The sequence below is a fragment of the Pseudomonas gorinensis genome, assembly GCF_042015035.1.
Lineage (GTDB): Bacteria > Pseudomonadota > Gammaproteobacteria > Pseudomonadales > Pseudomonadaceae > Aquipseudomonas > Aquipseudomonas gorinensis.
In genome coordinates, this window is the sequence record NZ_CP167125.1 from 4799813 (window position 1) to 4814788 (window position 14976).

The following is a 14976-nucleotide window of genomic DNA, read 5'->3' on the forward strand; positions in this document are numbered from 1 at the left end:
AAAATCCTGAGGAAAACAGTCAGGGCGGTATTGTGCAACAGAACGAGGCCTTGGCGCGCGCATTCCTGTCGGTAAAACGTCACAGGCCTACACATCGGTGCCTACAGGAAAAAGCCCGGCACACATATGGTCAATAAACACGCGGAGTTTGGCCGAGGCATGGCGACTTGATGGCCACAACATCCAGAAACTACCCCGGTGCTCGAGGTAGTCGTCCAGTACACGCTGTAAACGCCCCTGCTCCACGGCCTGGTTGACCATGTAGTCCGGAAGGCAAGCGATACCCAACCCCTCAAGCACCACATGGTTGAGGGACTCGATGGTGGTACTGACCAGCGGTGCGCGCAGTGTCGGCTCGGCAATGCCTGGCACCTGGCGCAATGGCCAGTTTTCCAGCTTGCCGGTGGCGCAGAATTTATGGCGCAGGCAGGCATGGCGGCTCAGGTCCTGCGGCTGCTGCGGGGTGCCATGTTGGTCGAAGTAACCGGGGGTGCCGACCAGCACCAACTGGTAATAGCCCAGATGCCGCGCCATCAAGCGCGAATCTTCCGGTTTACCGGTGCGAATCACCGCATCGAAACCCTCCTCGATCACGTCCACCATACGGTCGGAAAAATCCACATCCAATTCGATAGCCGGGTAGGCGCGCATAAAGTCGCTGAGCACCGGCATCAACAGGCCGCGCACCTGCGGCACACTGATGCGCAACTTACCCCGAGGGATGGCCCCGGCTTGCGTCAACTCCTGCTCGGCCGCCTCGACCTCGGCCAGGATGCGCCGTGAGCGCTCAAGGAACAGCGCACCCTCACTGGTCAAGGTGATACTGCGCGTGCTGCGGTGAAATAGCCTTACGCCCAGGCGCTCTTCCATGCGTGCGATGCTTTTACCCACCGCCGACGATGACACCCCCAGCACGCGACCGGCAGCCGTAAAGCTGCGAGTCTCCGCCACCTGCACAAATACCGAGAGACTGCTCAGGCTGTCCATGAACGAATCCTTGAGTATTGCGGACATAGGTGTCCGATAAGTTCAGAACCTTAGCCTGTTTTTCCGTTGCTCACAGCCCCCTACTCTGCCCCCCTTGCCCCTTTGCATGGATAGAGCGCTATGAGCAACAGCCCTTCACTGACCGATTGCCCAACGACAGCCCAGCCTGACGTACTACCGCTGGGCGGCTTGCTGGCCCTGGCGTGCGCCGGGTTTATCACCATCCTCACTGAAGCCATGCCCGCCGGGCTCCTGCCGCAGATGGGCGAAGGCCTCGACGTATCGCCTGCGCTCGTCGGTCAATTGGTCACTCTCTACGCGCTTGGGTCACTACTCGCGGCGATACCGTTGACGCTGCTGACCCGAGGCTGGCGTCGGCGGCCATTGTTACTGGTCGCCATCGGTGGTTTCGCGCTGGTCAACAGTGTCACGGCGCTGTCCAGTCACTATGGGCTGACCCTGGGGGCCCGCTTTTTTGCCGGGGTCTTCGCCGGCCTGCTCTGGGCGTTGTTGGCAGGCTATGCAAGCCGGATGGTTGCTCCGCACTTGCAAGGCCGGGCGATCGCCGTAGCGATGCTGGGCGCGCCATTGGCCTTGTCACTGGGTGTGCCCGCCGGCACATTCCTAGGCACCGTTGTAGGCTGGCGCCTGAGCTTTGCGATCATGACCGGGCTGACGCTGGTGCTGTTGATCTGGGCGCGCTGGCAGCTCCCTGACTTTGCCGGCGAACCGCCAGGAAAACGCTTGGGAATGCGTGAAGTATTGACCTTGCCAGGTATTCGTCCGGTGTTATGGGTGACCTTTACCTACGTGCTCGCCCACAACATTCTCTACACCTACATCGCCCCGCTGCTGGCGCCTGCCGCGATCACCGCCGATATCGACCGGGTGCTACTGGTGTTTGGCCTGGCGGCGCTGCTGAGCATCTGGTTAGCCGGCCTGTTGATTGATCGTTGGTTGCATACACTGCTGCTGATCAGTTGTGCGCTGTTTGGCTTGATAGCCGTGGGGCTGGCGTTCTGGATCAACATACCCGCCGTCATCTACGTGGCTATCGCCCTCTGGGGCCTGGCATTTGGCGGCCTGCCCGCATTGTTGCAGACCGCACTGGCCAAATCGGCAGGCGCGTCGGCGGATGCCGCGCAATCGATGCTGGTGACCGTATGGAACCTGGGGATAGCGGGCGGCGGGCTGGCCGGCGGGGTGTTGCTTGAGGGCTGGGGGGTTGCGGCGTTTCCATGGGCGGTGGTGCTGTTGATGCTACTGGCGTTGGCCGGTGCATCACAGGCTGCGCCTTCTACCTCAATCCCTTGAGTCCTCCTGAAGATAGGTCAGGAGGTGTAAACCTTATTCAGGACGGGACACACATAAAAAAGCCCCAGGTCCTTTCAGGCCGAGGGCTTTTGTTCAAACCGACATCAATACTTCTTGATATCAGCCTTGCTTTCCAACTGCTTGCGGTACGCCGCGAAGTCTTGCTGACCCACGCGGGAAGCGAGGAAGCGGCGGTATTGCGCCTTTTCTTCGTCCGATGGGGCGGCGGCTTCGTTGACACCATTCAAGCGCACGATCACCAGGCTACCGTCAGCCAGGGTCACGGTGGTGAAGGTCGGCTTGTCCTTGGCCACGGGCTTGGGCATGCGGAACAGCGCTTGCAGAACAGCTGGGTCAATCGTTTCCTGGCTACGGGTCGCCGCTTCAGTGACTTTCCAGGCCTGGCCATCGACTGGCTGGTTCAGCGGAGTCTTGCCATCACGCAAGCTGGCGATCAACTCGTCAGCGTGAGCCTTGGCAGCCGCGCTGGCGCGTTCCTTGGCCATCTGCGTACGGATCGCGGCCGCAACGCTTTCCAGCGGCAGTTGCTTAGGCTTGAGGTGCTCTTTGGCACGCAGCACGATGATGGTTTCCGGATCCAGCTCGATGGCGGTGCTGTTGGCACCCTCATCCAACACTTCCGGGCTGAATGCAGCGGTGACCACGGCACGGTTGGCCGCAATGCCTTCGCCACCTTCACGGCCAAATGGCGCGGAGGTGTGCACGGTCAGCTTGAGGTCAGAGGCTGGCTGGGCCAGGTCGGAAGCTTCGAATGCCGCATCTTCCAATTGCTTGGTCGCTTCGACGAAACGCTGCTCGACCTGCTGGGTCTTGAGTTCGCGGGTCAGCTTGTCTTTCAGGCTGGCAAATGTCGGCACTTGCGGTGCCTCGACACCCAACAGCTTGATCAGGTGCCAACCGAAGCTGCTGCGTACCGGCGCCGAGACCTGATCCTTGTTCAATGCATACAAGGCAGTCTCGAAGTCCGGATCGTAAACGCCTGGGCCGGCATAACCCAGGTCGCCACCATTGTTGGCCGAACCTGGATCCTGGGAAAACTCCTTGGCCAGGGCTTCGAACTTCTCGCCCTTGGCCAGGCGCGCCTGGATTTCCTCGATCTTGGCCTTGGCTTGCGCCTCGCTGACCTTGTCGTTGACTTCAATCAGGATGTGCGCCGCACGACGCTGTTCAGCGAGGTTGGCGGTTTCTTTCTGATAGGCAGCCTGCAGGTCTTCGTCCTTGACGGTAACCTGGTCGAAGAAGGACGACTTCTTCAGTTCCAGATAGTCGATGACTACCTGGTCCGGGGTCATGAATTCCTTGGCGTGCTGGTCATAGTAAGCCTTGACCTCGTCGTCGGTGAGCTTCACCGCCGCAGGGTTGGCCTTGATATTGACGGTGGCGAAATCGCGGGTCTGTTTTTCCAGGCGGGCGAATGCCAGTACCTCGGCGTCGGTCACAAAACCGCTGCCGGCGATGCCTGCGCGAACCTGGCCGATCAGCATTTCCTGGGTCAGCATCTGACGGAACTGCAGACGGCTGTAGCCCAGTTGACGAATCACTTGGTCAAAGCGTTCGGCACTGAATTTGCCGTCGACCTGGAATTCCGGCGTCTGCAGGATCACTTGGTCCAGTGCCGCTTCGGAGAAGCCGAACTTGGAGTCAGCCGCACCTTGCAGCAGCAGCTTGCGATCGATCAGGCCCTTGAGGGCTGCATCGCGCAGCAATTTTTCGTCCAGCAGGGAGGCATCAAAATCCTTGCCCAGCTGTTGCATGAGCTGACGACGTTGCATGTCGACGGCCTGGCTCAGTTCGGTCTGGGTGATTACTTCACCGTTGACCTTGGCCACGTCCTGCTTGGTGTTGGTCGAAGCCTGGAAAATGGCCTCGATACCGGTGAACGCCATCAATGCGACGATGATCCCGATAATGGTCTTGGCAATCCAGCCTTGTGAATTGTCCCTGATATTCTGCAGCATGCGTCCCCCAGAAACGGTTGAACTTCAAAATTAGGCAACCGTGGAGCGTGGGTAGAGTCCGGATAGAAGAAAGGCGCATCCGAGGATGCGCCTTCTCGTAACTGGCGGAGCGGACGGGGGTTTGAACCCACACCCCCGGCGTGGCGACCCGATGGATAAGTGGGTCAGCTTCCGCTCCGCTGCCAGGCCAGACCTGCGTCGGACCCGGGTAGGTAAAGGCTTGATCGAAACTTAGTTAACGGCTTCTTTCAGGGCTTTACCGGCTTTGAAACCTGGTTTTTTGGCAGCAGCGATTTGCAGTGCTTTGCCAGTCTGTGGGTTACGGCCAGTGCGAGCTGGGCGGTCAGTCACAGAGAAAGTACCGAAGCCTACCAGTACCACCGAGTCGCCGGCCTTCAGAGCGCCAGTGACGGATTCGATTACTGCGTCCAGCGCACGGCCAGCAGCAGCTTTCGGGATATCAGCGGATGCGGCGATAGCATCAATCAGTTCCGACTTGTTCACTCTAAGTCCCCTTATATATCTATTGAGTATGATTCTAAGTTTTTTGGTGAAAGCAAAAACCAGTGCTGAATGGCCTACAGACACTTAAGAGCCGCTTTATAACAAGGGCTCTAAAAAGCTGTCAAGGAAGCCCCCAGGCTTTAACGCATTAATGCGTGCTAATTCTTTCCTTGGAATCAGACTCGCGTTTTTCGTCCTTCGCGACTATCTCCGGAGCCACATCCGGCAAGGGCTCCGGCGCGTATTGCAGCGCAATTTGCAGGACTTCGTCAATCCATTTAACCGGTTTAATCTGAAGATCTTGCTTGATATTGTCAGGAATTTCCTTCAAGTCGCGAACATTCTCTTCAGGAATGATCACCGTCTTGATTCCACCCCGATGTGCAGCAAGCAATTTCTCTTTCAGGCCACCGATAGCCAATACCTGGCCACGCAGGGTGATTTCCCCGGTCATGGCCACATCGGCGCGCACGGGAATGCCGGTCAGGGCCGAGACCAGGGCCGTGCACATGCCTACGCCTGCGCTAGGGCCGTCTTTAGGGGTCGCCCCTTCCGGCATGTGGATGTGAGTGTCGTGCTTCTCGTGGAAGTCCAGAGGGATCCCCAGGCTTCGGGCACGACTGCGCACCACGGTCTGGGCAGCGGTGATGGATTCGACCATCACGTCACCGAGGGAACCGGTCTTGATCAGTTGGCCCTTACCCGGGATCACCGCGGCTTCGATGGTCAGCAACTCGCCGCCCACCTGGGTCCACGCCAGGCCAGTCACCTGCCCGACCTGATCCTGCTGCTCCGCCAGGCCGTAACGGAATTTACGTACGCCCAGGAAGTGCTCCAGGGAGTCGGCGGCAACCTTCACCGAGAAACGTTTTTCCAGCGCATGTTCCTTGACCGCCTTGCGGCAAATCTTCGCAATCTGGCGCTCAAGCCCCCGCACGCCGGCCTCGCGGGTGTAGTAACGCACCAAGTCGCGAATGGCCTCGACCTCGAATTCGATCTCGCCTTTCTTCAGGCCATTGGCCGAAATCTGCTTGGGCGCGAGGTATTTGACCGCGATGTTGATCTTCTCGTCCTCGGTGTAACCCGGCAGACGAATCACCTCCATCCGGTCCAGCAAAGCTGGCGGAATGTTCATGGAGTTGGAGGTGCACAGGAACATTACGTCGGACAAGTCGTAGTCGACTTCCAGGTAATGGTCGTTGAAATTGTGGTTCTGCTCGGGGTCGAGCACTTCGAGCAAGGCAGACGCCGGATCGCCACGCATGTCGCTGCCCATTTTGTCGATTTCATCGAGCAGGAACAGCGGGTTGCGCACACCCACCTTTGTCATCTTTTGAATCAATCTTCCTGGCATCGAGCCAATGTAAGTGCGGCGATGACCACGGATTTCCGCTTCATCACGTACGCCACCAAGTGCCATGCGCACGAATTTACGGTTAGTGGCATTGGCAATGGACTCGGCCAGGGAGGTTTTACCCACGCCCGGTGGACCAACCAGGCACAACACCGGACCACGAATTTTCTTCACGCGCTTTTGCACGGCAAGATATTCGAGGATGCGCTCTTTGACTTCTTCGAGGCCGTAGTGGTCGGCGTCAAGAATGTCTTCAGCGCGGGCCAGGTCCAGACGCACCTTGGTCTGAGCCTTCCACGGCACCTGTACCAGCCAGTCGATATAGGACCGGACCACAGTGGCCTCGGCCGACATCGGCGACATTTGCTTGAGCTTGTTCAGCTCGGCATTGGCTTTGGTCAGGGCATCTTTCGGCAGGCCAGCGGCATCGATGCGTTTTTTCAGCTCTTCGATTTCGTTGTGGCCTTCCTCGCTGTCGCCGAGCTCTTTCTGAATGGCCTTCATCTGCTCATTCAAGTAGTACTCGCGCTGGCTGCGCTCCATTTGTTTCTTCACACGACCACGTATGCGCTTCTCGACCTGCAGCAGGTCGATTTCGGCATCCAGCAGCGCCAGCACGTGCTCGACACGGGCCGACAGGTCGATGATTTCGAGAATGTCTTGCTTCTGTTCGATCTTCAGCGCCATGTGCGCGGCCATGGTGTCGACCAGGCGGCTTGGCTCATCGATGCTGTTGAGGGACGACAGGACTTCCGCCGGGACTTTCTTGCCCAGCTGCACATATTGCTCGAACTGCGAAAGCAAGCTGCGTACAAACACTTCAGATTCGCGCTCAGGGGCCTCGGCTTCGTCGATCAGCGCCACTTCCGCGCGCAGGTGGCCGTCCACCTCCATGAAACGCTCCACCGCGCCGCGTTGCTCACCTTCCACCAGCACCTTGACGGTGCCATCCGGCAGCTTGAGCAGTTGCAACACAGTCGCAACAGTGCCGACGCGATACAAGGCATCTTCGCCTGGATCATCATCAGCAGGATTTTTCTGGGCCAACAGCAGGATCTGCTTGTCGCCCGTCATCGCAGCCTCGAGGGCTTCGATAGACTTCTCGCGCCCCACGAACAGCGGGATAACCATGTGCGGATAGACGACGACATCACGCAACGGCAGGAGAGGCAATTCGATGGTTGTCTTCATGATTTCGCCTCTATGACAGTTGAAAAGTAAGCTTGAAACCAAGATGGGGGCTGCATGCAAAAAAAACAAGCTTATTGCCAGCAGTTAAACGCAGGAAAACCGGTACAGCCAAAACGCGTCCTAAAAACTAAGGGGCCCCTAAAGGCCCCTTGTTTGTAAAGCAACTGCAAAACGCTTACGCGTCTGGCGCAGCCTTGGCAGCAGGCTCACTGTTTTCGTAGATATACAGTGGCTTGGACTTACCTTCAATAACGCTTTCGTCGATCACCACTTTACTCACCTCGGATTGCGAGGGGATTTCGTACATGGTGTCAAGCAACACGCCTTCGAGAATCGAGCGCAGGCCACGCGCACCGGTCTTGCGCTCCAGTGCCCGCTTGGCCACCGATTTGAGTGCGTCGGTACGGAACTCGAGGTCTACACCTTCCATTTCGAACAGCTTGGCATATTGCTTGGTCAGGGCGTTTTTCGGCTCGGTGAGGATCTGAATCAGAGCAGCCTCATCCAACTCGTCCAACGTGGCCAGGACCGGCAGACGGCCAACGAATTCCGGGATCAGACCGAACTTGACCAGATCGTCAGGCTCGACTTCACGCAGGGACTCGCCCACCTTCTTGCCTTCTTCCTTGCTGCGTACCTCTGCACTGAAACCAATGCCGCCACGGGTGGAACGGTTTTGAATAACCTTTTCCAGACCGGAGAACGCACCGCCACAGATGAACAGGATGTTACGCGTATCAACCTGAAGGAATTCCTGCTGCGGATGCTTGCGGCCGCCTTGTGGCGGTACGGAAGCAACCGTGCCTTCAATCAGCTTCAACAGTGCCTGCTGAACGCCTTCACCGGAAACATCCCGTGTGATCGACGGATTGTCGGACTTGCGGGAAATCTTGTCGATTTCGTCGATGTAGACAATACCCATCTGGGCCTTCTCAACATCGTAGTCGCACTTCTGCAGCAGTTTCTGAATGATGTTCTCGACATCTTCACCCACGTAGCCAGCCTCGGTGAGGGTGGTGGCGTCGGCGATGGTGAACGGAACGTTCAGCAGGCGAGCGAGGGTTTCTGCAAGCAGGGTTTTACCCGAGCCTGTAGGTCCAATCAGCAAGATGTTGCTCTTGCCGAGTTCGACTTCGTCGCCTTTCTTGTCACGCTGGTTCAAGCGCTTGTAGTGGTTGTACACCGCTACGGCCAGAACCTTCTTTGCACGCTCTTGACCAATCACATACTGGTCAAGGATGCCGCTGATTTCTTTAGGCGAAGGCAATTTATGCGCGCTGCTTTCGGCCTGGGCTTCCTGCACCTCCTCACGGATGATGTCATTGCACAGGTCGACGCACTCGTCGCAGATAAAGACCGAGGGGCCGGCAATCAATTTGCGTACTTCATGCTGGCTTTTGCCACAGAAGGAGCAATAGAGCAGCTTGCCGTTGTCCTCGCCGTTGCGGGTGTCAGTCATTCGTTCGATCCAAATCCGATAGGCTTGCAACACAAGATGAAGGCTTATGCGGGCTTTTTCAAGCCCGCCGGTGATCGGACAAGCCGACCAGCCCTATTTTGAGCAGCTTATATTAAGCGGGGCGCTTTTCGATCACTGCGTCGATCAACCCGTAATCACGTGCCGCTTCGGCACTCATGAAATTGTCACGGTTGGTATCACGCTCGATTTCTTCCAAGGTATGCCCGCTGTGCTTGGCCATCAGCGTGTTGAGACGCTCACGAATAAAGAGGATCTCCCTGGCATGGATTTCGATATCCGATGCCTGGCCCTGGAAGCCGCCCAGTGGCTGGTGAATCATCACACGCGAGTTCGGCAGGCAGTAACGCTTGCCTTCGGCACCAGCGGTCAGCAGGAATGCGCCCATGCTGCATGCCTGGCCGATGCAGGTGGTCGACACGTTCGGCTTGATAAACTGCATGGTGTCGTAGATCGACATGCCCGCAGTCACCGAACCGCCCGGCGAGTTAATGTAAAGATGGATGTCCTTGTCCGGGTTTTCCGCTTCAAGGAACAGCAGTTGCGCACAGATCAGGTTGGCCATGTAGTCCTCTACAGGACCCACCAGAAAGATCACTCGCTCCTTGAGCAGGCGCGAGTAGATGTCGTAGGCGCGTTCGCCACGAGCGGACTGCTCGACAACCATCGGGACCAGGCCGCCTGCGGCCTGGATATCAGAGTTCTGCTGAATATAGGAATTACGGAACATGCTCTGCAGTTACTCCCAAATAGTCATGTCTTGAAAACACATAAGCCAGCGCGAGGCTGGCTTATGGTTGTATTTCGAACGAGTTGGGCAATCAGTCGGCTTGTGGTGCTTCGACCGGTTTGACTGCTTCTTCGTAAGAGACCGATTTATCGGTCACCTTAGCCTTCTGCAGAACAGTATCCACAACTTGTTCTTCCAGCACAACCGAACGTACTTCGTTCAGCTGCTGGTCATTCTTGTAGTACCAAGCCACGACCTGCTCAGGCTCCTGGTAGGCCGAAGCCATTTCCTGGATCATTTCGCGAACGCGGTCTTCGTCAGGCTTGAGGTCGAACTGCTTGACCACTTCAGCCACGATCAGGCCCAGCACGACGCGGCGCTTGGCCTGCTCTTCGAACAGCTCGGCCGGCAGTTGATCAGGCTTGATGTTGCCACCAAATTGCTGAACAGCTTGTACGCGCAGGCGATCCACTTCGTTGGACAGCAGGGCCTTAGGCACTTCGATCGGGTTGGCGGCCAGCAGACCGTCCATCACCTGATTCTTGACCTTGGACTTGATGGCCTGGCGCAGCTCGCGCTCCATGTTCTTGCGAACTTCGGTGCGGAAGCCTTCGATACCGGTTTCCTTGATACCGAATTGAGCGAAGAACTCTTCGTTCAGCTCTGGCAGCTTAGGCTCGGAAACGCTGTTGACAGTCACGGTGAACTCGGCGGCTTTGCCAGCCAGGTCCAGGTTCTGGTAGTCAGCTGGGAAAGTCAGGTTCAGGACGCGTTCTTCACCAGCCTTCGCGCCAACCAGGCCGTCTTCGAAGCCCGGGATCATGCGATTGGAGCCCAGCACCAACTGAGTACCCTTGGCGGAGCCGCCGGCGAATACTTCGCCATCAACCTTGCCCACGAAATCGATGTTCAGCTGGTCTTCGTTCTGGGCGGCACGGTCGGCCACTTCGAAACGAGTGTTTTGCTTGCGCAGGATTTCCAGCATGTTGTCCAGGTCCGAATCGGCCACTTCAGCGCTCAGGCGCTCGATAGCGATACCGTCGAAACCGGCAACGGTGAACTCTGGGAACACTTCGAATACGGCAACGTATTCCAGGTCCTTGCCTGCTTCCAGGGACTTAGGCTCGATCGACGGCGAACCAGCCGGGTTCAGCTTTTGCTCAACAACGGCTTCGTAGAAGGAAGCCTGGATCACGTCACCTACCGCTTCCTGGCGCGCATCAGCACCAAAACGGCGCTTGATTTCGCTCATTGGCACTTTGCCTGGACGGAAGCCAGCGATCTTGGCCTTTTGGGCAGTCTGCTGCAGACGCTTGTTGACCGCAGTCTCGATGCGCTCTGCCGGCACGGTGATGCTCAGGCGGCGCTCGAGAGCAGTAGTATTTTCAACAGAAACTTGCATGGATATTCCTCGTTGCACAGACGTTAGCCGGCCGTTTCCGACCCCAGAATCAAGGGCATGCATTCTAGTGGGTCAAACTCAAGAAGTCACCCTACTGGAAACGGGTAAAAAAACAGCAGGCAATTTATCGGTACGAATGCACGAATGCAGCTCGCCCCGGTGACAAATAACAGCCAATCACGCCAGGGCTCTGCGCCAACCCTTCTATATATAGAAGAAGTCGCCGATCATCTCCCTGACAGCCCACCCCCACGAACAGGACAGGCAAGCAGTGCGGCATCATCGAGATACATAAATACGACGAAACGCCCCGCTCTTGCGACCCAGCACCTACAGCCGCCGGGTACTCGAACCGCTAAAACAAAAAAGGCGCCAGACTGTTAAATCTGGCGCCTTTCGAATATGGGGTGGACGAAGGGGATCGAACCCTCGACAACGGGAGTCACAATCCCGTGCTCTACCAACTGAGCTACGCCCACCATATTGCGTTAACAAAGAAACCAAACCACTTCTTTGTTGAGCCCTACCCAGCCTGTCGGCTGCGCATGGCTTTAATTGGTGCGGATGAAGAGACTCGAACTCTTACGCCTCGCGGCGCTGGAACCTAAATCCAGTGTGTCTACCAATTCCACCACATCCGCGCTTGAAGCTCTTAAAGCAAAGGCGCCAGATGATTAATCTGGCGCCTTTCTAAATATGGGGTGGACGAAGGGGATCGAACCCTCGACAACGGGAGTCACAATCCCGTGCTCTACCAACTGAGCTACGCCCACCATATAGCGCTACTTGTGCCAAAGCTGCCTAATGGCGCACCCGGCAGGACTCGAACCTGCGACCATCCGCTTAGAAGGCGGATGCTCTATCCAGCTGAGCTACGGGCGCCTGATTAATCTGTACTCTTGGAGGATTACAAACTAAGTGCTTCCAGCCTTGCAGAACAGCAATTCTGCTCGACCTTCTTAACCAGTGCTAGGCTGTGCCCGACAAGTGCGACGAATAGTATAGAGGCCCCGGAAACCCGTCAAATCTTTTTTAAAAAAAATTCATTTTATTTAAGGGGTTAGGCCAATTTGCAGACCAAGCGCCTTTGCCCTCACGCCTTGGCGTGCGAGAATGCGCGCACTTTTCTTCCCCCTCTCGATGGTTAATCACGCGTAATGACTGCACAACTTATCGACGGCAAATCAATCGCCGCCAGCCTGCGCCAGCAGATCGCCAAACGCGTCACCGAGCGTCGCCAGCAAGGTCTGCGCACGCCGGGTCTCGCGGTGATCCTGGTCGGCAGCGATCCTGCCTCTCAGGTTTATGTCTCGCACAAGCGTAAAGACTGTGAAGAGGTCGGCTTTATCTCCAAAGCCTACGACCTGCCTGCCAACACGACTCAACAGGCCCTGACCGACCTGATTGACAGCCTCAACGACGACCCGAGCATCGACGGCGTCCTGCTGCAATTGCCGCTGCCTGAGCACCTGGACGCCTCCAAGCTGCTGGAGCGCATCCGCCCGGACAAGGACGTCGATGGCTTCCACCCGTATAACGTCGGCCGCCTCGCCCAGCGTATCCCGCTGCTGCGCCCGTGCACGCCCAAAGGCATCATGACCCTGCTCGAAAGCACCGGTGTCGACCTCTACGGCCTCGACGCCGTCATCGTCGGTGCTTCCAACATCGTCGGTCGCCCGATGGCCATGGAGCTGCTGCTGGCCGGCTGCACCGTGACCGTGACCCACCGCTTCACCAAAGACCTGGCCGGCCATGTCGGCCGCGCCGATCTGGTCGTGGTCGCCGCCGGCAAGCCAGGGCTGGTGAAAGGTGAATGGATCAAGCCAGGCGCCATCGTTATCGACGTCGGCATCAACCGCCAGGAAGACGGCAAGTTGGTCGGCGACGTGGTGTACGAAACCGCCCTGCCCCGCGCCGGCTGGATTACCCCGGTGCCAGGCGGCGTTGGCCCGATGACCCGTGCCTGCCTGCTGGAAAATACGCTGTATGCGGCGGAAACCCTGCACGCCTGACCCTCTGGCGCGCTGAACAAAAGCCCTGCCTGATCGCAGGGCTTTTGTTTTTTTGATCACCCGTCAATAAAGCTGCTCTCCTCCCCCCTCCCAAAACGCCACGGGTTGTTGAAGTCAGCCACATAAAGGACTCGCCCGAGCATCCTGCTCAATAGCTAGCCGCAATGCCGGGTTTCTCGATTCTTCGACATCCTTTTCACCCGCCATCGACGGGAACGGGCGCAACTTACCCCCACTCCTTTGAAGAACTCCATCAGGCCCGCCCACAAGCGGGCCTTTTTTTTCCGCGGGTGGGTACAAACCCAACCAATCATCGGCTTACAGCCTTTATTTAAAGGCTCTCTATCGTTTTCTGATCCATACTCTTAAAATGTAACGTCATTTTTCATATAACCCGTTGCAGAACGGTATTTCCTTACTTTTTAGCGAGTTCATCCGCGTGAAAATTCGTCTCTCTCTCGTCAGCCTATTGTTTGCTTTCACAGGCACCTTCGTGCAAGCCGCCGAAACCACCCTGGCGCCGCGCGACACCTCCAAACTGCAAATTGCCTCCGGCAGCGCCATGCTGGTCGACCTGCAGACCAACAAGGTGATTTATTCCAGCAACCCGGACGTGGTGGTACCCATCGCTTCCGTGAGCAAGCTGATGACCGGGTTGATCGTGCTCGAAGCCAAGCAAAACATGGACGAGTACATCGACATCAACATCAAGGACACCCCGGAAATGAAGGGTGTGTTCTCCCGGGTGAAAATCGGCAGCGAAATGCCCCGCAAAGAAATGCTGCTGATCGCCCTGATGTCCTCGGAGAACCGCGCCGCCGCCAGCCTGGCCCACCACTACCCAGGCGGCTACCCGGCCTTTATTGCAGCGATGAACGCCAAGGCCAAGGCGCTGGGCATGACCAGTACCCATTACGTCGAGCCCACCGGCCTGTCGATCCACAACGTGTCGACCGCCAGGGACCTGAGCAAGCTGCTGGCCTATGCGCGCAAATACCCGATGCTGAGCCAGCTGAGCACCACCAAGGAAAAAACCGTGGCGTTCCGCAAGCCCAACTACACCCTGGGCTTCTCCAACACCGACCACCTGATCAACCGCGCCAACTGGGACATCAAGCTGACGAAGACCGGCTTCACCAACCAGGCCGGTCACTGCCTGGTGCTGGTAACCAGCATGGGTAACCGCCCGGTGTCGCTGGTGATCCTCGACGCCTTCGGCAAATTCACCCACTTCGCCGATGCCAGCCGCATTCGCAACTGGGTCGAAACCGGCAAGAGCGGTTCGGTGCCGGATGTGGCATTGCGCTACAAAGCCGATAAGAACCTGAAGAACCGCGCCAACGCGGCAGAGGTTCGACGCTGAACCAACCCGCCAGGACAAGGTGTCACCTTGGCGGATGCCCCGACTCGCTCGGGGCATTTTTTTGTCCGATAGACACACAAAACAGATTTTTGCGGGGGAGTCGGTCGCCCCAGGCCGCTGCCTGATCTGCGGCAAAATAGCGCACGAATGCGCTTTTACTTTGCGCAGGAACTGCCGCTAAATGTTCATCCCTTTCAGTCGACGTCTTTCATGGCTAGCTTCAAACGCATAAGCCCCTGGATCGCCTGCCTTGCCGTGCTGCTCAACATGCTGGCCATGCCGCTCGGCCGTGCCCTGCAGCCGCCGGATATGGGGCTGTTGCTATGGGGCGGATTCTGCTCGGGGGGCACCTCGCAGGCATTACCTCCCAGCTTGAGCAAGCTGATCGACCCACTCCAGTCAGCCCCGTCCAGCAGCCCCATGAAACACAGCGATTGCTGTTGCGGCCATGCCGGGCTGGCGGCACTGCCCTCCGACTACTATCGACATTTCCTGCCGCGCTACGCGCTTGCCATCGCCCTCGTCAACCCTGAGCTGCCGACGCTGCACCCCAGGATTCGCTGGCCCAGCCTGAGCCCACGCGCCTCCCCCACCGCCTGGTCGACACCTGCACCCACCTAGGTGAGGTGCGCTCTTCTTTTTCACCGCCCCCTGAGGTGGTTG

At 57.7% G+C, this 14976-nt stretch carries 11 protein-coding genes and 4 tRNA genes; 4 read left to right on the plus strand and 11 right to left on the minus strand.

Going from position 1 to position 14976, the window contains the following annotated elements:
• Positions 1-87: 87 nt before the first annotated feature.
• Complete coding sequence (locus AB7933_RS21700; protein ID WP_024076268.1) at positions 88-987, minus strand: LysR family transcriptional regulator; 900 nt, start codon at positions 985-987, stop codon at positions 88-90.
• A gap of 120 nt (positions 988-1107) precedes the next feature.
• On the opposite strand from AB7933_RS21700, the gene AB7933_RS21705 reads away from it, so the two are divergent.
• A complete protein-coding gene (locus AB7933_RS21705; protein WP_024076269.1) occupies positions 1108-2301 on the plus strand; it encodes an MFS transporter in 1194 nt (397 codons plus the stop codon).
• 104 nt (positions 2302-2405) lie between these two features.
• Here AB7933_RS21705 and AB7933_RS21710 read toward each other — a convergent pair whose 3' ends face one another.
• From AB7933_RS21710 to AB7933_RS21755, 10 genes are all read right to left on the minus strand, one after another.
• Complete coding sequence (locus AB7933_RS21710) at positions 2406-4280, minus strand: SurA N-terminal domain-containing protein (protein ID WP_024076270.1); 1875 nt, start codon at positions 4278-4280, stop codon at positions 2406-2408.
• A 231-nt stretch (positions 4281-4511) separates the two neighbouring features.
• Positions 4512-4784 carry an HU family DNA-binding protein gene (locus AB7933_RS21715; protein WP_003174819.1) on the minus strand — a complete coding sequence of 91 codons (273 nt, stop codon included), beginning with the start codon at positions 4782-4784 and terminating at the stop codon, positions 4512-4514.
• Between the two features lie 148 nt (positions 4785-4932).
• The gene (lon, locus tag AB7933_RS21720; protein ID WP_024076271.1) at positions 4933-7329 is read right to left on the minus strand and encodes an endopeptidase La; all 2397 of its coding nucleotides are present in this window, start codon (positions 7327-7329) and stop codon (positions 4933-4935) included.
• Between the two features lie 175 nt (positions 7330-7504).
• Positions 7505-8788 carry an ATP-dependent Clp protease ATP-binding subunit ClpX gene (gene clpX, locus AB7933_RS21725; protein ID WP_010564906.1) on the minus strand — a complete coding sequence of 428 codons (1284 nt, stop codon included), beginning with the start codon at positions 8786-8788 and terminating at the stop codon, positions 7505-7507.
• A 112-nt stretch (positions 8789-8900) separates the two neighbouring features.
• Complete coding sequence (clpP, locus tag AB7933_RS21730) at positions 8901-9536, minus strand: ATP-dependent Clp endopeptidase proteolytic subunit ClpP (protein ID WP_024076272.1); 636 nt, start codon at positions 9534-9536, stop codon at positions 8901-8903.
• 91 nt (positions 9537-9627) lie between these two features.
• On the minus strand, positions 9628-10938 hold the full coding sequence (gene tig, locus AB7933_RS21735) for a trigger factor (RefSeq protein ID WP_024076273.1): 1311 nt from the start codon (positions 10936-10938) through the stop codon (positions 9628-9630).
• A 403-nt stretch (positions 10939-11341) separates the two neighbouring features.
• Positions 11342-11417 (minus strand) — tRNA-His (locus tag AB7933_RS21740).
• A gap of 77 nt (positions 11418-11494) precedes the next feature.
• A tRNA-Leu gene (locus AB7933_RS21745) sits at positions 11495-11579 on the minus strand.
• Between the two features lie 56 nt (positions 11580-11635).
• A tRNA-His gene (locus AB7933_RS21750) sits at positions 11636-11711 on the minus strand.
• Between the two features lie 32 nt (positions 11712-11743).
• Positions 11744-11820: transfer RNA gene (locus AB7933_RS21755), tRNA-Arg, on the minus strand.
• Between the two features lie 275 nt (positions 11821-12095).
• On the opposite strand from AB7933_RS21755, the gene folD reads away from it, so the two are divergent.
• The 3 genes from folD (at position 12096) to AB7933_RS21770 (ending at position 14934) form a co-directional block, all read left to right on the plus strand.
• A complete protein-coding gene (gene folD / locus AB7933_RS21760) occupies positions 12096-12950 on the plus strand; it encodes a bifunctional methylenetetrahydrofolate dehydrogenase/methenyltetrahydrofolate cyclohydrolase FolD (RefSeq protein ID WP_024076274.1) in 855 nt (284 codons plus the stop codon).
• Positions 12951-13389: 439 nt separating this feature from the next.
• Positions 13390-14313 (plus strand): D-alanyl-D-alanine endopeptidase, encoded by a 924-nt coding sequence (gene pbpG / locus AB7933_RS21765; RefSeq protein ID WP_024076275.1) that lies wholly within the window; start codon positions 13390-13392, stop codon positions 14311-14313.
• 210 nt (positions 14314-14523) lie between these two features.
• On the plus strand, positions 14524-14934 hold the full coding sequence (locus tag AB7933_RS21770) for a DUF2946 domain-containing protein (RefSeq protein WP_041161251.1): 411 nt from the start codon (positions 14524-14526) through the stop codon (positions 14932-14934).
• Positions 14935-14976 lie beyond the last annotated feature (42 nt).